The following is a 20,013-nucleotide window of genomic DNA, read 5'->3' as shown; positions in this document are numbered from 1 at the left end:
GTGGAACCGGCAGCGCGAGGGCCCTCCACCCACGGGTGGAGGGCCCTGACGTTCCGGGCGCGTCTGGCGCTGGGCGCGTCCCTCGGGCGCTGGGCGCGTCAGGCGTCGATGCGCGAGCGGTCCAGGGTCGCCGCCGAGTCGACGATGAACTCCTTGCGCGGGGCCACGTCGTTGCCCATCAGCAGGTCGAAGATCTTCTCGGCCTGCTCCAGGTCGCCCAGGTTGATCCGGCGCAGCGTGCGGTGGCGCGGATCCATGGTGGTCTCGGCCAGCTGGTCGGCGTCCATCTCGCCGAGGCCCTTGTAGCGCTGCACCGGCTCCTTCCAGCGCTGCCCCTTGCGCTGGAACTCCAGCAGGGTGGAGCGCAGTTCGGCGTCGGAGTAGGTGTAGTGGTACTTCTCCTGGCCGCGCTTGGGGGCGGTGAGCTCGATCCGGTGCAGCGGCGGCACGGCGGCGAACACCCGGCCCTGCTCGACCATCGGCCGCATGTAGCGGTGGAAGAGGGTGAGCAGCAGGGTGCGGATGTGCGAGCCGTCGACATCGGCGTCGGCCATGAAGATGACCCGGCCGTAGCGGGCCTGGTCGATGTCGAAGGTGCGGCCCGAACCGGCCCCTATCACCTGGATGATCGCGGCGCACTCGGCGTTCTTGAGCATGTCGCTCACCGAGGCCTTCTGCACGTTGAGGATCTTGCCGCGGATCGGCAGCAGTGCCTGGAACTCGGAGTTGCGGGCGAGCTTGGCGGTGCCGAGCGCGGAGTCGCCCTCGACGATGAACAGTTCGCTGCGGTCGACGTCGTCGCTGCGGCAGTCGGCCAGCTTGGCGGGCAGCGAGCTGGTCTCCAGCGCGGTCTTGCGGCGCTGGGCCTCCTTGTGCTGCCGGGCGGCGACCCGGGTGCGGGCGGCCGCGACGACCTTCTCCAGCACGGCCCGGGCCTGGAGCTTCTCGTCCTTCTTGGCCGAGGTGAGGAAGGCCTTGAGCTCCTTGGCGACGACGGCGGCGACGATCCGGTTGGCCGCCGAGGTGCCGAGCACCTCCTTGGTCTGGCCCTCGAACTGCGGCTCGGCGAGCCGGACGGTGACCACCGCGGTCAGGCCCTCGGTGGCGTCGTCCTTGGTGATGTCGTCCTCGGCGACGCGCAGCAGCTTGCCTGCGCGCAGCGCCTCGTTGACGGTCTTGGCCAGCGAGCGCTCGAAGCCGGTGACGTGGGTGCCGCCCTTGGGGGTGGCGATGATGTTGACGAAGGAGCGCAGCGTGGTGTCGTAGCCGGCGCCCCAGCGCAGCGCGATGTCCACGCCGAGGTGGCGGGTGACCTCGGTCGGGGTCATGTGCCCGAGCTCGTCCAGGACCGGCACGGTCTCCTTGAAGGTGCCCTCGCCGCGCAGCCGCAGCACGTCGCAGACCGGCTTGTCGGGAGCCAGGAACTCGCAGAACTCGGCGATGCCGCCGTCGTAGCGGAAGACCGACTCGTCGATCTGCTCGCTCTCGGTGAGCCGTTCGTCACGCACGACGATGGTCAGGCCGGGCACCAGGAAGGCGGTCTGCCGGGCGCGGCTGTGCAGGTGTTCCAGGGAGAGCTTGGCGTCCTTGAGGAAGATCTGCCGGTCGGCCCAGTAGCGGATCCGGGTGCCGGTGCGGGTCTTCGGGACCTTGCGCGCCTTGGTCAGGCCGTTGGCCGGCTCGAAGGGCGCGTCCGGGCTGGCCTCGGTGAAGATGCCGGGGGTGCCGCGGCGGAAGCTGATCGCGTGGGTGTGGCCGGAGCGGTCCACCTCGACGTCCAGCCGGGCGGAGAGCGCGTTGACGACCGAGGCGCCGACGCCGTGCAGACCGCCGGAGGCCGCGTAGGACCCGCCGCCGAACTTTCCGCCGGCGTGCAGCTTGGTCATCACGACCTCGACGCCGGACAGCCCGGTCTTCGGCTCGACGTCGACGGGGATGCCGCGACCGTTGTCGCGGACCTCGACCGAGGAGTCCGGGTGCAGCACGACCTCGATCCGGTCGCAGTAGCCGCCCAGCGCCTCGTCGACCGAGTTGTCGATGATCTCCCAGAGGCAGTGCATCAGGCCGCGACTGTCGGTCGAGCCGATGTACATGCCGGGGCGCTTGCGGACGGCCTCCAGGCCCTCCAGGACGAGCAGGTGCCGCGCGGTGTAGTTGGAACCGTCGTCGCCGGCCAGCAGCGCGGACGGCACGGTCGTTTCGGCACTCACGCGGCACTCTCCTCGGTGAAGTTCTGTCTCATCGGTCACATCCGGACGGATCCGGACCAAACGCCAGTGCAGCACACCGCACCGACATCCGTCGCCCTGCGTGCCCGCACCGCTCCGCGGGGTGCGCAGCACGACGGACCGGCCCCTCGCAGCTTGTACGCGCTGCGCGAACAAGCACCGCACCCGGGTACGGTCCCCGGGGGCGCCATCTCCTCCCGGTAGCACCGGTCCTGGCGGATCGTGGGGCCCGGCACAGGCCCCGGAACTGCCGTGATGCAGGCTACCGGGGCCCGGGGCGGGGCTTATGCTCCAACCCGGCAGAGGATTATGCTACGCGGACCTCGAACCCGATCCCGATCGGGCGTTCGAGCGACGGGCGGATCCCGGGATTTCGGCACGCATGAACCACCGCGGCCCGGGGCACGTCCTCATCAACACAGCAGAATCCTCAGAGAAGAAAAGCCACGAGCGGGAACGTTTTCGGCCTGGTTGGATGTTGACCCTGGTACGACAGCTCGTCGAGCTAGAGAAGAGGCGACGTGACTACTGTTCTGACCCCTGCGAGCCCGCTCACCGCGGCTGACCGCTGCGACCGCTGCGGCGCCCAGGCCTACCTGCGCGTCGTACTCGCCAGCGGCGGAGAGCTGCTCTTCTGCGCCCACCACGGCCGGAAGTTCGAGCCCGAGCTCAAGAAGATCGCCGTGGAGATACAGGACGAGAGCGGCCGTCTCACCACCAGCACCACCGCGACGGCCACCGACGACGAGCGCTGATCCCGGGCGCCGCCAACAGCAGCCAGCGTCGAGCTGTGTCCGGCCGCGCACCGAGCGCGACCGGTGAGCCGGGCGACCGACCCCTGAGGGCCGGTCGCCCGGCTCTGCTGTTCCCCGGACCGTTCTCCCGCATTCGCTTCCGTGCGGCCCGGCAGTCACGGCCCCGGCCCGACTGAACGTCAGAACGTGACCGCCCGTGCACCGGTAGCGACACTCACAGCACCGAGCGCACCGCGTCCGCGACCGAGGACACCCGCGTGTAGACCCCCGGGTGGACCGCCTCGGCGCAGCCCGTCCCCCAGGACACCAGGCCGACCAGCCGGCCGCCGACGATCAGCGGGCCGCCGCTGTCGCCCTGGCAGGCGTCCTTGCCGCCCTTCTCCTCGCCCGCGCACACCATGCCGCGCGCGTCGAACTTGCCGTCCGGCCCGCCCGGGTAGGCGTGCGCGCAGGTCTGGTCCGGGACGATCGGCACGTCCACCCCGCGCAGCGTGGGCGAGTAGTCCCCCCGTCCGCTGGTGTCCCCCCAGCCGTACACCTGCGCCCTGGTCCCGGCCGCGTACGGCTCGGTCTCGCCCTGGCCGACCAGCTCGACCACCGGCCGGGCGCCCTGGGAGTCGGCGAGGGTGAGCACCGCGACGTCGTTCATGTTGGCGGCGAAGGAGTAGTCGGGGTGGATCCAGACCGACTTCACCATCACCTCGCGGCCGGCCGTGCCGCGCATGTCGTCCCGGCCCACGATCACCTTGAGGCCCGGCCGCTCCACCCGGCCCTTGGCCTCGTCGTAGAAGCAGTGCGCGGCCGTCACCACCTTGGTCGGGCCGACCAGCGCGCCCCCGCAGAACTGGCCGGAGCGCCCGCTGCCGAACTGCTGGCGGCTGGCCAGCGCCACGATCCACGGGTGGTCGGCCGTGCTCGCGGCCGCGCCGCCGACCACCCGGCGCTGCGCCTCGGCCGGGGTCGCCGCCCCGAGGGTGACCAGCGGCACGGGGACGGTGGCGAGCAGTGCCAGCGCGGCGGCGCGGCGGCGCCCGCGGCCCGTCCGGGACGGGGCGGCGGTCGGCAGGTCAGTGCGGTCCGGCTCGGTCGGCACCGTGACTCCAGAAGGCTCGGCAGCAGGCAACCGGCACAGCGTAGGTGATCAACTTCGCTGCGCGACCACTTCCCGCCGCGCCGCCACCCGGACGAGCGACAACCACCACCCGGACGCTGACGCACCCGGCCCCGGACAGCGGTGAGGGCCCGGAGCCGTACGGCTCCGGGCCCTCACCGGGACTACTGTCGTCGATCAGTCCAGGTAGTCGCGCAGCACCTGGGAACGCGACGGGTGACGCAGCTTCGACATGGTCTTCGACTCGATCTGGCGGATGCGCTCACGGGTGACCCCGTACACCTTGCCGATCTCGTCGAGCGTCTTCGGCTGGCCGTCGGTCAGGCCGAAGCGCATCGAGACCACGCCGGCCTCGCGCTCGGACAGGGTGTCCAGCACCGAGTGCAGCTGCTCCTGGAGCAGGGTGAAGGAGACCGCGTCGGCCGGGACGACCGCCTCGGAGTCCTCGATCAGGTCACCGAACTCGCTGTCGCCGTCCTCGCCCAGCGGGGTGTGCAGCGAGATCGGCTCGCGGCCGTACTTCTGGACCTCGATGACCTTCTCGGGGGTCATGTCGAGTTCCTTGGCCAGCTCCTCCGGGGTGGGCTCGCGGCCCAGGTCCTGGAGCATCTGGCGCTGGACGCGGGCCAGCTTGTTGATGACCTCGACCATGTGCACCGGGATGCGGATGGTGCGGGCCTGGTCGGCCATGGCGCGGGTGATCGCCTGGCGGATCCACCAGGTGGCGTAGGTGGAGAACTTGTAGCCCTTGGTGTAGTCGAACTTCTCGACCGCACGGATCAGACCGAGGTTGCCCTCCTGGATCAGGTCCAGGAAGAGCATGCCGCGGCCGGTGTAGCGCTTGGCCAGCGAGACCACCAGGCGGAGGTTGGCCTCCAGCAGGTGGTTCTTGGCCCGGCGGCCGTCCTCGGCGATGATCTCCAGCTCGCGCTTGAGCTTGGGAGCGAGCTTGTCGGCGGCCGAGAGCTTGTCCTCGGCGAACAGGCCGGCCTCGATGCGCTTGGCGAGCTCGACCTCCTGCTCGGCGTTGAGCAGCGGGACCTTGCCGATCTGCTTGAGGTAGTCCTTGACCGGGTCGGCGGTGGCACCGGCGACGGCGACCTGCTGGGCCGGCGCGTCGTCCTCGTCGTCGTCGGAGAGGACGAAGCCCTCCGACTCCTCCTCCGGACCCTCGGCCTCGGCCTTGTCGCCCGGCAGCGCCACCTCTTCGAGCAGCTCCTCCTCGCCGAGCAGCTCCTCCTCGCCGCCCTTGGCGGCCTTGGCGGTGGTGGTCTTCTTGGCGGCGGTCTTCTTGGCCGGCGCGGCGGTCTTCTTGGCCGCGGCCTTCTTCGCCGGGGCGGCCTTCTTCGCCGGAACCGCCTTGATCTCGGCGGCGATGCCGGTGGTCTCCACGGTGATGTCGGCGGAGACGGTGGGGGCCGGGGCCGCGGCGGCGGCCGCGACGGCCGGAGCCGCGACGGGAGCGCCGGGGGCGATCCGCACGGGCGGCTTGGTCGGGGCCGACGGGGCGGCCGGGGTCCGGGTGGTGACAGCCTTGGTGGCGGTGCGCTTGGTGGGGCTCTTGGCAGCAACGCTCTTGCGCTTGGCGCCGGCCGGTTCGGCCGCGCTGACCATGAGGTCCACCCCCTCCTCAATCAGCACCTGGTTGAGGCTGCGCATGACGTTCTTCCACTTGGTGACCGGGATCTGGTCCGCCTCGAACGCCTGGCGCACGTCGTCACCGGCGATCTGCCCCTGGGCCTTGCCCCGCTCGATGAGCGCCAGCAGAGCCGCGGACTCGGCGATCTCGGGGGGAAGCGAACGGGATGTGCTGGCCGACACGAACAACCTCTCGGACGATGAGTGGACTCGAACCCGTACCGGCCGCCCGAGCGGGCGGGGAAGGAGATCGCGCGTCAGGCGCGCGGTGTCGATTCCGACCGACTCGGGCTTGAGGACTGGGTTTGCAGGACGGCAGCAGCGCCGCGGACCAACACAGCATTCTGACATGTTGGAGTATTCCGGAGCTGCTCCCGCTCAGGAGACATCGCTGCTACTCGTCAAGTGTTACGCATGGCCTTCGTGTCGCGGGTCACACCACTCGGCGGCCGCGGCCACGAGGCCGGCTTCCATCATCGCGCACTCGTGCCGAAGCGTTTTGTCATGTCCTGTGTGGACCGGTGCGGGAGGGGCCGCGGCTCGGCCGGTCGGACCGGCCATCCGACGGACCGGAGACCCACCGCAGGCGTGCGGAGGCCCCCCGGCTGCGCCGCACGGTGCGCCGGAGGGCCTGGCGGAGCGGGCCGCCGGATCCGGCGCGTCCGCTCTTCGGAACAGCCCGCTCAGTGCTCGCGGGGCGCGGGGACGGACGGCTCGATCTCGGGGTGGACGGTGAGCAGCGCCCGCATCGCGGCCTCGCCCGCGGTGCCGTCGCCGCTGCCCAGCGCATCCACCAGCCGGGCGTGCAGGCTGACCGAGGCCTCCGCGGGGCGCTCGCAGGAGATCGCCGGGCCGCCGGAGACCTGCAGTGCGCAGGCGACGATCCCGGACAGGTGCTCCAGCATCCGGTTGCCCGCCAGCTGCAGGACCAGGCCGTGCAGCTCGGCGTCGGCCCGGGTGTAGGTGGACAGGTCGGCCTGGGCGGCGGCGTGGCCCATGATCTCGACCAGCTCGACCAGCCGCTGCTGGATGTCCTCCCGGCCGTGGCCGGCGGCGAGCCGGGCGGCCAGCGGGTCGATCGCCCAGCGGAGCTCGAACAGCTCCCGGCGCTGCTCGTCCCGCTGCGGCCCGAAGGCGCGCCACTCGATGATGTCGGGGTCCAGCAGGTTCCAGTCGCTGACCGGGCGGACCCGGGTGCCGACGTTCGGCCGGGCGCTGACCAGGCCCTTGGCCTCCAGCACGCGCAGCGACTCGCGGACGACGGTCCGGGAGACCTCGAACCGCTGGCCGATCTCCTCCGGCACCAGCGGGCGGTCGGCGCCGAGGTCGCCGGAGACGATCATCTGGCCGAGCTGCTGGACCAGCTGGCCGTGCAGACCGCGGCCGCGGCTGCTGGTGGTCTTGCGGCCGACCCGGGCGATGTCGGACTCGGCGCCCTCCCAGCGGGGCGCCGGCGGGGTCGGCCGGTCGGCGTACGAGAAGCGGTCCAGGTCGCCGGAGCCGTGGATGGGCCCTTCGGCGGAACGGGCGGGGGTCATGGTGGGGTGCGCAAGGGTACTCACGCCTCCTTTGTCGGCGATCCGCAGGCGTGGCTTGAGAATTCTCGTGAAAAGCACACGAAAGGGTGATCGACCGTGACTGGATAATTGACTTCTTATCAGGAAGAACCGCGCATTGCGGTCACTGCTGGTCGATCTTGGTACTTCGGGACGAGCGGGCTGCGGGCCCTACAGCGCACGGCGCCAGGCCTGGACGAGCAGCGCGGCGAGCAGCAGGACGGCCGCAGGGGCCGCGACCGCCACGAGCAGTGCCGGATCCGTGAGCGCAGCACTCCCGGCCGCCGTCCCGTGCGGCCCGCCGTACACCCAGCCGTACGCCCACTCGATGCCGGACTGGAACGGCAGCAGCTCGGCCGCGCGGGCCGGCCACGGCCTGCCGGTGCGGCGCAGCAGCAGGGCCACGCCGGACTCCAGCAGCGGCGGCAGCGCGCACAGCAGCAGCACCCCGGCGGCGGCGCTGCGGGTCAGCGAGGCGGTCAGCACCCCGGTCCATGCGGCCACGACGGTCAGCAGGACGAACGCCAGCAGTGCGGCCGGCACCCCGTGGCCGGCCGGCAGTGCCAGCGGGGCGAGGACGCCCGGCAGGTCGGACAGCCCGGACAGGCCGGCGCCGGTCAGCGCCTCGGATACCCGGGCCGACAGCGCGGCGGGCTCCGCCCAGGCCGCCACCGTCACCCCGCCCGGCAGTGCCAGGTGCACGGCCACCGTGTCCAGCAGCAGGGTGGCCAGCGCCAGCCCCGCCGCCACCGGACCGACCACCAGCAGCTTGGCCAGCAGCAGCCGCACCCGGCGCGGGTACGACACCAGCGAGGCCGGCAGACCCGGGTGGCGCACCTCGTGGCCGTAGGAGAGCGCGCCCAGCACGCCCGCTCCGAGGGCCGCGAACGGCAGCGGGATCAGCGGGACGGCGGCGGTCAGCAGCCGCACCCCAGCGTGGGCGGCCAGCGGGCCGTCCGGGGCCTGGCTCGCCAGGACGGCGGCCACGACGGCGTCGCCGAGCAGCACGGCGGCGATCAGCAGCCAGGTGGAACGCAGGCCGCGCAGTCGGCGCAGCTCGTAGGCCAGGGCACGCACGGTTCACTCGCTCCGGTGGTCGTCGGTGGTGGCGGGGGCCGGGACTGCGGTCGCGCCCGAGCCGAGGCGGCGGAGCCGGACGGTGTCGTCGGCGAGCAGCTCGCGACTCTCGTGGCGGCCCGGGATCCTGACCCGGCCGGAGTCCTCGGCCGGGAGCGGGTCGTCCCGGAAGAGCCGGTCGACGGCGACGGTCGGGGCCGGCTCGATGCGCTCGCCGGGCTCGGCGGACCGGGGGGCGGCAGCGCCGAGGGCGGGGAGGGCGGCGGCGACCACGGCGACCGGCAGCGCACGGGTGGGCAGGGAGGCGTCGCCCTGGGCCCGGGGCACCCGGCGCTGCGGCGTGGTGGCGGCCTCTGCGTCGGGTCCGGGCTCGTGGGCGGTCGGGGCGCCGGGCTCGGGGGCGGGCGCCGGGGCCGGTTCGGGGACGCGTTCGGTGGCGGGCGCCGCGATGCGGACGGGGACGGGGACGGCCTCGGCGGCGGGCTCGGGGCCGGGCTCGGAGGCCGACTCGACGGAGGGCTCGACCTCGGATGCCGGGCGGACCCGGAGGTTGCCGGACCGGCCCGAGGCGGCCGGCAGGACGACCCTGGGCGCCGGCTGCTCGACCACCCGGTCGGCCAGCTCGTGCAGCAGGATCCCGTGGCGGTAGGCGAGTTCGCCGATCTCGGTGCGGTCGATGCCGGCCACGGCGAGGCCGACGCTACCGTCCCGCCGGACCTCGGCGCCCTGACTGACCAGCAGGTCCGCCAGCCGCGCCATCTGCGGCCCCCGGACGGCCACTTCGGGGCTGAGCCTGGTCCGGCGGAACTCCGCCACCGGCTGGTCGGCCACCAGGTGGCCGTGGTCCAGGGTGACGACCCGGTCCGCGAGCTGCGAGGCCTCCTGCGGGGTCCGGGTGGTCACCAGCACCGTTCCGCCGGCGACGGCGAAGGAGCGCAGGAAGGAGTGGAACCACTCGATGTTCCGAGGCGACAGCCCGTCGGTCGGCCCGTCCAGCAGCAGGGTGCCGGGGTCGCCGAGCAGGGCGGCCGCCAGGGCCAGGCGGCGGTGCATGCCGGGCGAGAAGGTGCGCAGCCGCTGCCCGGCGACGGCGGCCAGCCGGGTCTGCTCCAGCAGCTCGTCGGCCCGCCGGGCCGGGACGCCGACGGCCGCGGCCAGCATCCGCAGGTGGCTGTGCGCCCTGCGGCCCGGGTGCCCGGCGACCGCGGCCACGCCCTCGCCCGGGCCGGGCAGCAGCACGCCGACCTCGCGCTCGGGGCGGCGGAGCCGGCGGTAACGGCGGCCGTCGAAGAGGGTGACGCCCTGGCCGCGTTCGAGTTCGAGCATGAGCCGCAGCGCGGTGGACTTGCCCGCGCCCTCGGCGCCGAGCAGCGCGGTCACCATGCCGGGCCTGGCGTCGAAGGTCAGATCGAGCACGGCGGGCGGGGCGCCCTTGCGGTGGACTCTGGTCAGTCCGGTGATCTGGATCATCGCTGGCTGCTCCCATGCCCTCGGCCGACCTGCTCGACGCGGAGCGCCCCCGGAGGGGCCGACGGCGTGTGTCCGCACGGCTCCGCGCCAGCACATTAGGGGGCGGCGACGGCTATTCCGGGCATTACGGGAACGGCACGGGCCCACCGCGCGCCCGCCTCACCCGATCAGGGGACAATCCGATCCTGCGATTCACGGACCCGAACGAGGCGCGACCGCGGACGGGAACCACCGACGGCCGCGTCCGCCCGCCGCCGCTGGTCGCCGCTCCTAACCGGCCGGCCAGGGCAGCGGCGGGAGCTGTTCGCCCCCGCAGACGGCCCGGAACTCGTCGACGGCGGCCTGACCCTCGACGGCGAGCAGGCCCAGCTGCTCGCGTTCGGTGGCCAGCCGCTCCTGCACGGAGGCGAGTGCCTCGGGCGAGCCCTTCCGGTCCTGCAGGGCGGCCAGCTCGTGCTCCGTGGCGGTGGTGGTCGCGTCGAGGCTCCGGTAGTCGGTTGCCAGCCGTGTGATGACGGATCGCTGGTTCGCGCAGTCGTCGTTGATGACCATCACGGGGCTCCTGAGGTCGGGCAGGGCCTTCGGCCCGGCGGCCGGTGCGTCACCGACACTCTGCGCCGGTGCCCCTGCGGCCGCAGCCAGGCCGGGCCATTCGGCGGCGCGCTCCGACGCGCTCCGGCTCGTTCCGGGCTCGTGGGCCGTCACCTGCCTGGCTCAGCTCAGGACTCCGGGCGGAGCATGGGCGGATTGAGGACGGTCGCGCCGCCGGCCGTGAACAGCTGGGCCGGGCGGCCGCCCTGCCGCGTCGTCGTGCCGCCGGAGGGCAGCAGGAAGCCGGGGGTGCCGGTGACCTTGCGGTGGAAGTTCCGCGGGTCCAGCGCCACCCCCCAGACCGCCTCGTACACCCGGCGCAGCTCGCCGACGGTGAACTCGGTCGGGCAGAAGGCGGTGGCGAGGGAGGAGTACTCGATCTTGGAACGGGCGCGTTCCACCCCGTCGGCGAGGATCAGCCCGTGGTCGAAGGCGAGCGGGACGCCGTCGACCGGGTTGTCCCCGAGGAGCTCGCCGACCGGGGCCCAGCGGGCACTGCTGGCGTCGCCGCCGGCCCGGGGCGTCGGCAGGTCGGGGGCGAGCACCAGGTAGGCGACGCTCACCACGCGCATCCGGGGGTCGCGCTGCGGGTGGCCGTAGGTGGCGAGCTGCTCCAGGTGGGCACCGGCGGCGCCGGGGCCGGCCGCGTCGTGGCCGGGGGCCGAGTACGCGCGCAGGCCGGTCTCCTCGGCCAGCTCCCGGGAGGCGGCCTCGGCCAGGCCCTCGTCCGGGCGGACGAAGCCGCCGGGCAGGGCCCAGTACCCCTGGAAGGGCGGCTCGCCGCGTCTGACCAGCAGGGCGCAGAGCGAGTGGTCGCGCACCGTCAGCACCACCAGGTCAACCGTGACAGCGAAGGGGGGGAAGGCCGACGGATCGTAACGCGACATGGCGACGATCATAGTCGTCTCTCTGACGATAAGCACAGGCCTGCGCGCAGGCCTGCCCGTGGACCGTGCGGGGCCGGTTGCCGGCCCGCCCCGCACGGTTCGCGCACGGGCGGCCGGGGCCCGCGGGCACGGTCGCGTCGGCGCGTGGCGGGCGGTCAGCGGGCGACGAGCTGCAGGTCCGCCGGTGCCTCCTCGACCATCGCCACCCCGATCCGGCTGACCCGGACCGAGAAGGGCTCGCCCGCCACCCGCAGTCCGGTCAGCTCCAGCTCGCCGAGCGGCGCGGTGCTGGCCGGACGGACCAGGACCCGCCCGCCCGGGACGTCGGGTCGGGCCCCGGCGAGGGCGAACACCGCGTGCGCGGCACCGGCCGCGGAGACCGCCGCCGGGCGGCAGGCGGCCGGGTGTGGCACCGGCGGACAGCCGGGGGCGCGCTGCTCCCCCGCGTACATCTCCGGCAACCGGCCGTCGAAGTGGGCGGCTGCGGCGAGCAGGCCCTCCAGCAGCGTCCCCGCCTCGTTCTCGTGGCCGGCCTCGGCGAGACCGGCCACCGCCAGCGCGGTCTCGTGGACCCGCACCGCGCCGCCACGGTGGCCCAGCGGGTTGAAGCGGGGGGATTTGGCGCTCAAGGTCCGCAGGCCCCAGCCGCTGTCCAACTCCGGCGCGACCAGGCGCTGGGCGAACAGCCGGGTCTGCTCGCGGTCCAGCAGGCTCTCGTGCCGGCCGCCGTCGGCCGCGAGCCCGGTGTCCAGCAGGTGCACCAGGGAGGAGCTGAGGGCGGGCAGCGGTTGGCCGCCCGGGGCGAGCCCGGCGGCGGGGCGGCCGCCGGAGAGGTCGTCGATCCAGAACCGCTCGCGGAAGCGCCCGCGCAGCCCGGCGGCCCAGCTACGCCAGTCCTCGGCGCCCGGACGGCCGAAGGCCTCCAGCAGCTCGGCGCCGTGCAGCGCGGCGCGGTGGGCTTGCGCCTGGACCTCGGCGCGGGCGGCGACGGGGTGGGCGGAGCGCTCCTCGACCGGGCGGCTCAGGTCGGTGACGAAGCCGTCGACCAGGCCCTCGCGCAGGGCGGCCAGGGCCCGCTCGGCGGCCGGGAGCAGCTCGGCGACCTCCGCCCGGGGCAGGCCCCAGCGCCAGGCCTCGGTCAGCACCGTGACGAACAGCAGGGTGGCCTCGGTGGCGGTGCAGGTGGGCGGCAGCTCCGGACCGCCGTGCCGCAGGGCGCCGGGCAGCAGGCCCTCGGTGCGGCCGGGGGCGGCCGGCTGCTGACGGCGGGCCAGTGCCCGGAGGGTGCCGGCGGCCAACCGGGTGCCCAGCGGCAGGGTCAGCCGGGCGGCCCAGAGCGCGTCGGCCGGGGCGAGGCCGAAGCGCCAGGGCGCGCCGGAGGCCGGGTAGAGGTCGGTGGGGCGGTCCGGGTCGGCGAACAGCAGCCCGCCGAGGGCGTCCAGGGACCGGGAGACCAGCGGGGCCGCCCTGGAGTCGTCGCTGCGGACCTCCGGCTCGGACCAGGGCAGCGGGACTCCGGTGCCTCGCCCGCCCGGTGGACGGGGGCCGGTGGCGACGCTCTCCAGCTCGGTGCGCAGCTCGACCGACCAGCGGGCACCGGGCTGGACCTCCAGGTCCCAGCGGAGCACCCCCGCACCGGCCAGGACGGCGTGCGGGGAGGGCTTGGCGCTGACCACCGCGCTGTGCACCGGGCCCGTCCAGCGCAGCCCGGCGGACTGCACCTGGCCCGGCAGGTCGGGCGGGCGGTGCCCGGCGGCGATCTCGGCGACCGGGCCGAGGTCGGTGCCGAGGGCGATCTCCAGCGGCAGCCGGGCGGGGCGCGGACCGGTGTTGCGCACGACGACGGTCTCCACGCCGTCCGCGTGGCGCAGCCGCTCGACGGTGAGCGCCGGGTCCGGGTCAGGGTCTCCGGGGAGGCGTACGGCGCCCAGGAACCGGGCCTGAGCGGTGCTGGTGAGGGTGCCCTGGAGCGGCAGCGGTTCCATGCCGCCCAGCCGCAGCTCCATCCGGGCGAGGGCCCGCACGCCGTTGCGGTAGAAGCCGTGCAGGCCGTGGCCGCGCAGCTGGCCGTCGGGGCCGGAGGCGGCCATCGCCGGGGCGTTGACGCAGATCACCGCCTGGTGGACGGCGGGGGGCTGCGGGCGCGGCGGGGCCATGGGGCGGCCCGGGCCGGCGGGCGCGCCCGCGAGCCACGGGGCCGGAGCCTGGTCGGGCCGGCCGACCGGTCGCGGCGCGCCCACCACGCTCTCGGCCGGCATGGCCTGTGGTGGCCTCATGGCGGTCACCGGACTCTCCTCCCCTCGGCGGTCCGGTGGCCGGGTCAGGCCGGTGGGCCGCGAGCATGCTCGATCGCGTGCTGATGGTGCCGGGCCGGCGGGGTTCCCCGTCGGCGGGTGTGCCGTGTCTGGCCGTACCCGGTGCCGGGTCGTGCCATGCGGTGCTCGGTACCGGACCGGTACCGGTGCACCGCGCCTTGCCGCCGGGCCGCCACCATGCCCGGCACGCCGTCAGGTCCGGTCTCCCGGCCTGCCGGTGACGCCCCGCCCCTCATGGCCCCGCCCGCAGGCCGGGCCGGCCCTCGGGCAGCCGCTGCCGGTGCCGACGTCGCGCCTGGCCGTCGGCGGCTGTCGGCGCCCGGGGCGGCCTGCTCCGCACCGCCGGGCGGACTCCGCCGACGCGCGGGGCCCCCGGGGTGAACGCCGCGCACCGGTGCCAGGTCACGCCCCGCCGCGAGCGCCGTCGGCCGGCCCCGACCCGCCGGGCGGTCGTGCCGCTTCCGTCGGGACGTCACCGGGCCGCGGCCGCGGGCCCTTCGCCCTCTGCGACGCAGGGCCCGGCCCCGGGCTCGCGGGCCGTCACCTGCGGGGCTCCGGTCCGTTTCCACCGGTGTCGGCCGCCCGGTCGGGTGGGCGGGGGCGGTCGAACCGGCGCTCGATCGCGGCCAGGATACGGTGCGGGGGTCGCGGCCTCCGCACCCGGTGACCCCGTGAACCGCGACGCCACCGCTGTGACCAGCAGAGACCGAGGAGTTGCATGTCCACCGTCAGCCGGCTGCCCGGGATTGTCACGACCGACCACGTCTTCCAGGTCCCGCTCGACCACGCCGCCCCGCAGGGCGAGCAGATCGAGGTGTACGCCCGCGAGGTGGTGGCCGCCGGCCGCGAGCGGGACGACCTGCCCTGGCTGGTCTTCCTCCAGGGCGGGCCCGGCGGCAAGGCCGCCCGTCCGCTCGGCCGGGACGCCTGGCTGGAGCGCGCCCTGGACGACTACCGGGTGCTCCTGCTCGACCAGCGCGGCACCGGACGGTCCACCCCGGCCACCCGGCAGACCCTCGCCCGGCGCGGCGGCCCGCAGCAGCAGGCGGACTACCTGGCCCACTTCCGCGCGGACTCGATCGTCCGGGACGCGGAGCTGATCCGCACCCGGCTGCTCGGCGCCGACCGGCGCTGGAGCGTGCTCGGCCAGAGCTTCGGCGGCTTCTGCACCCTCACCTACCTCTCCATCGCTCCCGAAGGCCTGACCGAGGCCTTCATCACCGGCGGTCTGGCCGGCCTCGGCAGCTCCGCCGACGACGTGTACCGCGCCGCGTACCCGCGCGTGGTCCACAAGAACGAGGACCACTACGCGCGGTTCCCGCAGGACGTCGAGGCGGTGCGCCGGATCGCCGCCCACCTGGCGGACTCCCCCGCGACGCTGCCGGACGGCGGCCTGCTCACCGTCGAGGCCTTCCAGGCCCTCGGGCTGCTGCTCGGCGGCGGCAGCGGCTCGGGCACCCTGCACTACCTGCTGGAGGAGGCCTGGGTGGAGGGCGCGGCCGGGCCCGAGCTCTCCGACACCTTCCTGGCGGGCGCCCAGGCCCAGCTCTCCTTCGCGGGCGGGCCGCTGTACGCGGTGCTGCACGAGTCGATCTACGGCCAGCGCTCGGTGGACCAGGGCGGCACCGCCTGGTCCGCCGAACGGATCCGCAAGGAGTTCCCGCAGTTCGACGCCCGGGCCGCGCTGGAGGCCGACGCCCCGGTGCTCTTCACCGGGGAGATGATCTACCCCTGGATGTTCGACACCGACCCGGCGCTGCGCCCGCTGAAGGAGACCGCGGACCTGCTCGCCGCCCGCACCGACTGGCCCGACCTGTACGACCGCGCGCGGCTGGCCGCCAACAGCGTGCCGGTCGTGGCGGCGGTGTACCACGACGACATGTACGTGGACACCGCCGACTCGCTGGAGACCGCCCGCGCGGTGCGCGGCCTGCGGACCTGGATCACCAACGAGTGGGAGCACGACGGCCTGCGGGTGAGCGGCGGCAAGGTGCTGGACCGCCTGATCAAGATGGCGCACGGCGAGGCGTAGCTCCCGGCGGCCCGGCGCGGCGCCGAGCCGTCCTGGGCGCACGGTGTCACTGCGCACGGCGGCCTCCTCTCGCCTCCCGCCGGACGCCCCGGCACCGGTGGAGGCCGCCCCCGGCGCGGACGGCGGGCGCGCACGCCGCCGCGCGGCCGAGCCGCCGGCTCCGGGCGGACCGCTCCCCGGCTGCTCGGGAGCACCCGGGTGCCGTGGCCCGGCCCGGTGCGGGCAGCAGGGCGACCGCGGCGGGGCCGCTCCCGTCCGGCGCCGACCCGCCAGGGCGCCGGAGGCCACCCGGGCCGGGCTCCTCGGGTACCGGCACTGGTGCGGGTGCCGTGGGCGTGCCCTTCCGCCGACCGCCCCTGCGGCGCCGCCGCCCACCGGTGCCCCCGCGGGACCGCTCATCCGCCACCTCGGCCGTCTCGGCCGTCGCGGCCGCCCCCGCCGTCGGGGCGGCGGGCCCCGGATCCGCGCCGCCGCCGGGCGGCGGCGGTTCGTCGGCCGGGGCCGACGCGGGCGCGGGCTCCTCGCGCCGCCGCCGCTGGGCCTCGACGGCGGCCAGCAGCGCCCCGGGCGTCATGCCGTCGTTCAGCGACTCGTACAGCAGCTCGGCCAGCAGGTAGTCCGGGGAGAGCCGCAGCGCGTGGCCGAGCACCACGCGGGCCGTCGCCGTGTCCCCGGCGACCCAGGAGGCCCAGGCCAGCAGGGTGAGCGGGGCCACCGCGCAGGCCTCGTGCGGCGGCACGGCGTGCCGGGCGAGGAAGCGCCAGAGCCGCTCGGCGGGAGCCAGCTCGGCGGGGCGGACGTACTCGACGCCGCGGTCCCGGACGATCCGGTCCCGCAGGGCGAACAGCAGCCGGGCCGTCCGGTCCGGGTCGAGCTCCCGGGCGCCGGCCGCGAACTCGGCCACGGCCTGGTCGAGCAGGGCGATGCCCTGCTCCCGGGAGAGGGCGCCTGCGGCCGCCTCGGCCCGGAGGAGCGCCGCGCGCTGCGGGGCGTCCTGCGGCGGGCCGATCGGGACCAGCCCGCCGACGATCGCCTTCCGGCTGCCGCGCGGCACCAGGCCGGCGACCGTCGCAGCGGTGGCCGCCGGGCCCGGACCGGGACCGCACCGCACCGGGTTGCCCGCCGGGTCGCAGCAGCCGTCGCCGCGGCACAGGAAGGACCACCAGCGGCCGTCCGAGACGCACAGCGACTCCTTGACCGCCACTCCCCGGCGGCCGAAGGCCGCCCGGAGGCCGTCCGCCAGCGGCCGCAGGCCGTCCACCACCGGCGGGGCGTGCGCCGTGCCGGGATCCTGACAGAGGTAGAGCAGCACCTGGAGCGGCCGGGAGCCGTGCCGTTCGGAGAGGGCGACCAGCAGGGCGGCCGTCTCCTCCGCGGCGGCCGGCCACTGCTCGGGGGAGGCCGGGAGGTCCGCCCGGACCAGCCCGCCCTGGTGCAGCTCGGGGCCCTGGAGGCCGACCGCGACGATGCTGTCATCGGGGTAGAACCCCAGGAGGTAGGGCAGCAGCTCGGCCATGTCGGCCGGACCGCGCATGACGACCGGCCGGTGCTCGGAGGCCGGGCCGAGGGACAGAATGACGTGTTCGTTGTTCATCGCGTTCATGGCCGCAAGAGTGGACGCAATCCGCGAACGGCGCCGAAACCGACTTTTTTCTGTGGATAACTCCGGCGCCGAATTTCCCTTCGCTCATTCGGAGCAAGCGACACGCCCTCCACCGAGTGGATTTTGACTGCCGTTCAGCGGACCAGCGGATGAAATACGCCTCGTCTTCCCCACCTCCGCCTCCCCGGCATTCGTCGCTTGTCGGCGGCACGGGGTTACATGGACGCCATGCAGCAGCCCGACACCCACACCACCGCCACCCCCGACCGCGCCGAGGTCCGGGCGCGGGCCGAGGCCGTCCTGCGCGAGCTCGCCGGCCCCGGCGCCGCCCTGCGCGAGGACCAGTGGACGGCCATCGAGGCCCTCGTGGTCGACCACCGCCGCGCCCTGGTCGTCCAGCGCACCGGCTGGGGGAAGTCCGCCGTCTACTTCATCGCCACCGCCCTGCTCCGGGCCCGCGGCGCCGGGCCGACGGTGATCGTCTCGCCGCTGCTCGCCCTGATGCGCAACCAGGTGGAGTCGGCGGCCCGGGCCGGCATCCACGCCCGCACCATCAACTCGGCCAACACCGACGAGTGGGACGAGGTCCAGGCCGAGGTCGCCGCCGGGAAGGTCGACGTCCTGCTGGTCAGCCCCGAGCGGTTGAACAACCCCGACTTCCGCGACCAGGTGCTGCCCAAGCTCGCCGCCTCCACCGGCCTGCTGGTGGTCGACGAGGCGCACTGCATCTCGGACTGGGGGCACGACTTCCGCCCCGACTACCGCCGGCTGCGCACCATGCTCGCCGAGCTGCCGCCCGGCGTCCCGGTGCTGGCCACCACCGCCACCGCCAACGCCCGGGTCACCGCGGACGTCGCCGAGCAGCTCGGCACCGGCACCGCCGACGAGCACGCCCTGGTGCTGCGCGGGCCGCTCGACCGGGAGAGCCTCACCCTGGGCGTGCTTGCCCTGCCCGACCCGGCGCACCGGCTCGCCTGGCTGGCCGACCACCTCGACCGGCTCCCCGGCTCCGGCATCGTCTACACCCTGACGGTGGCCGCGGCCGAGGAGGTGACGGCCTTCCTGCGCGAGCGCGGCTTCCCGGTGGCCTCCTACTCCGGCCGCACCGAGGACGCCGAGCGCCGCACCGCCGAGGCCGACCTGCTCGCCAACCGGGTCAAGGCGCTGGTCGCCACCTCCGCGCTCGGCATGGGCTTCGACAAGCCCGACCTCGGCTTCGTGGTGCACCTCGGCTCGCCCAGCTCGCCGATCGCCTACTACCAGCAGGTCGGCCGGGCCGGGCGCGGTGTGGACCGGGCCGAGGTGCTGCTGCTGCCCGGGCGCGAGGACGAGGCGATCTGGCGCTACTTCGCCTCGCTGGCCTTCCCGCCCGAGGAGCAGGTGCGCCGCACCATCGACGCCCTGGCCGAGGCCGGCCGGCCGCTCTCCACCGCCGCCCTGGAGCCCCGGGTGGACCTGCGCCGGGCCCGGCTGGAGACCATGCTCAAGGTGCTCGACGTGGACGGCGCCGTCCGCCGGGTCAAGGGTGGCTGGACGGCCACCGGGCAGAGCTGGGAGTACGACACCGCCCGCTACGCCAAGGTCGCCGCCTCCCGGGAGGCGGAGCAGCGCGCGATGCGCGACTATGCGGCGGCCACCACCTGCCGGATGGAGTTCCTGCGCCGGCAGCTGGACGACGAGCAGGCCGCGCCGTGCGGGCGGTGCGACAACTGCGCGGGCCCGCTGCACACCCCGGAGGTCACCGCCGAGACGCTGGCGGCGGCGCGGGCCGCGCTCGGCCGCCCGGGCGTGAGCTTCGAGCCGCGCCGGCTCTGGCCGACCGGGATGGAGGCGCTCGGGGTGCCGCTCAAGGGCCGCATCCCGGCCGGCGAGCAGGCCGAGACCGGCCGCGCACTCGGCCGACTGTCCGACATCGGCTGGGGCAACCGGCTGCGCACCCTGCTCGCCGAGCAGGCGCCGGACGTCCCCGTGCCCGGCGAGGCGGTGGACGCCCTGGTGGCGGTGCTCGCCGACTGGGCCCGCGGGCCGGGCGGCTGGGCCGGGCCCGCGACGGCGGAGGGCAGCCGGCTGGAGCGGCCGGTCGGCGTGGTGACCATGGCCTCCTCGCGGCGGCCCCAGCTGGTCGGCAGCCTGGGCGCGCGGATCGCCGAGGTCGGGCGGCTGCCGCTGCTCGGCCGGATCGAGTACGCCGGCGGGGTGCCGCCGCACGGGGCCCGCAGCAACAGCGCCCAACGGCTGCACTCGCTGGCCGGGGCCCTGGTCCTGCCGCCGGAGGTGGAGCAGGCAGTGGCGGCGGCCGGCGGGCCGGTACTGCTGGTGGACGACCTCGTCGACTCGGGCTGGACGGTCACCGTGGCCGCCCGACTGCTGCGCCGGGCCGGAGCGAGCGCGGTGCTGCCCCTGGTGCTGGCCGTGCAGGGGTGATGACGTGGCGGCGCAGGGCCGTCGGCGGAACGACGGCCCTCACTCGAATGGCCTAACAGAAAGGATCGAGCCGAGCGATTTCGATCACACCGGTCAACCGGTCGAAGAAAGCGGTGGTCACCACGCCGACGACGGTCACCTCGTCCTTCGGGCGTCGTGGACCAAGGCCCGGCGACATCCGGACGGGAGGTGGATCAGGGTGGAACATATCCGGCAGAACATGGGCTTTCGGATGGCGTTCATCATTTCATCGTTGCCGCCTCGCCCTCGATGCCCCGAGAATTGGGGAGTACCCGAAACTCGGTCCACCGGACCCGCCCTTCGGC

The 20,013-nt window shown here is 74.9% G+C and carries 13 protein-coding genes; 3 read left to right on the top strand and 10 right to left on the bottom strand.

What is annotated here, in order from left to right:
- Positions 1-98: 98 nt before the first annotated feature.
- Positions 99-2,210: a type IIA DNA topoisomerase subunit B gene (locus BX285_RS23900; protein ID WP_097236006.1), complete on the bottom strand. Its 2,112-nt coding sequence runs from the start codon at positions 2,208-2,210 to the stop codon at positions 99-101.
- Positions 2,211-2,749: 539 nt separating this feature from the next.
- On the opposite strand from BX285_RS23900, the gene BX285_RS23895 reads away from it, so the two are divergent.
- Positions 2,750-2,983, top strand: coding sequence for a hypothetical protein (locus BX285_RS23895; protein WP_097236007.1), 234 nt, complete (start codon positions 2,750-2,752; stop codon positions 2,981-2,983).
- Positions 2,984-3,197: 214 nt separating this feature from the next.
- Here the strand turns inward: BX285_RS23895 and BX285_RS23890 are convergent, their stop codons facing one another.
- From BX285_RS23890 to BX285_RS23855, 8 genes are all read right to left on the bottom strand, one after another.
- Entirely contained in the window at positions 3,198-4,076 is an 879-nt protein-coding gene (locus BX285_RS23890) for a trypsin-like serine protease (protein ID WP_259470755.1), read from the bottom strand.
- A 195-nt stretch (positions 4,077-4,271) separates the two neighbouring features.
- Positions 4,272-5,921, bottom strand: a complete 1,650-nt coding sequence (locus tag BX285_RS23885) for an RNA polymerase sigma factor (protein WP_097236008.1) — start codon at positions 5,919-5,921, stop codon at positions 4,272-4,274.
- A 494-nt stretch (positions 5,922-6,415) separates the two neighbouring features.
- Entirely contained in the window at positions 6,416-7,348 is a 933-nt protein-coding gene (locus BX285_RS23880; RefSeq protein WP_097236009.1) for a FadR/GntR family transcriptional regulator, read from the bottom strand.
- 111 nt (positions 7,349-7,459) lie between these two features.
- Positions 7,460-8,365 carry a hypothetical protein gene (locus BX285_RS23875; RefSeq protein WP_097236010.1) on the bottom strand — a complete coding sequence of 302 codons (906 nt, stop codon included), beginning with the start codon at positions 8,363-8,365 and terminating at the stop codon, positions 7,460-7,462.
- A gap of 3 nt (positions 8,366-8,368) precedes the next feature.
- Positions 8,369-9,835, bottom strand: a complete 1,467-nt coding sequence (locus BX285_RS23870) for an ATP-binding cassette domain-containing protein (protein ID WP_183107207.1) — start codon at positions 9,833-9,835, stop codon at positions 8,369-8,371.
- 270 nt (positions 9,836-10,105) lie between these two features.
- Complete coding sequence (locus tag BX285_RS23865) at positions 10,106-10,387, bottom strand: hypothetical protein (protein ID WP_097236012.1); 282 nt, start codon at positions 10,385-10,387, stop codon at positions 10,106-10,108.
- Positions 10,388-10,554: 167 nt separating this feature from the next.
- Positions 10,555-11,313: an NUDIX domain-containing protein gene (locus BX285_RS23860; RefSeq protein ID WP_121178983.1), complete on the bottom strand. Its 759-nt coding sequence runs from the start codon at positions 11,311-11,313 to the stop codon at positions 10,555-10,557.
- Between the two features lie 155 nt (positions 11,314-11,468).
- Entirely contained in the window at positions 11,469-13,589 is a 2,121-nt protein-coding gene (locus BX285_RS23855; protein ID WP_259470872.1) for a glycogen debranching N-terminal domain-containing protein, read from the bottom strand.
- Between the two features lie 757 nt (positions 13,590-14,346).
- Here BX285_RS23855 and BX285_RS23850 point away from each other — a divergent pair.
- Positions 14,347-15,660 carry an alpha/beta fold hydrolase gene (locus BX285_RS23850; RefSeq protein WP_121177967.1) on the top strand — a complete coding sequence of 438 codons (1,314 nt, stop codon included), beginning with the start codon at positions 14,347-14,349 and terminating at the stop codon, positions 15,658-15,660.
- A gap of 46 nt (positions 15,661-15,706) precedes the next feature.
- On the opposite strand, the gene BX285_RS23845 is transcribed toward BX285_RS23850, so the two are convergent.
- Positions 15,707-17,263 (bottom strand): DUF4192 domain-containing protein, encoded by a 1,557-nt coding sequence (locus tag BX285_RS23845; protein ID WP_121177964.1) that lies wholly within the window; start codon positions 17,261-17,263, stop codon positions 15,707-15,709.
- Positions 17,264-17,491: 228 nt separating this feature from the next.
- On the opposite strand from BX285_RS23845, the gene BX285_RS23840 reads away from it, so the two are divergent.
- Positions 17,492-19,687, top strand: a complete 2,196-nt coding sequence (locus tag BX285_RS23840; RefSeq protein WP_121177961.1) for a RecQ family ATP-dependent DNA helicase — start codon at positions 17,492-17,494, stop codon at positions 19,685-19,687.
- Positions 19,688-20,013: the final 326 nt, after the last annotated feature.

Source organism: Streptomyces sp. 1114.5 (genome assembly GCF_003635085.1).
Lineage (GTDB): Bacteria > Actinomycetota > Actinomycetes > Streptomycetales > Streptomycetaceae > Kitasatospora.
This window is presented reverse-complemented; position numbering and strand designations above follow the sequence as displayed.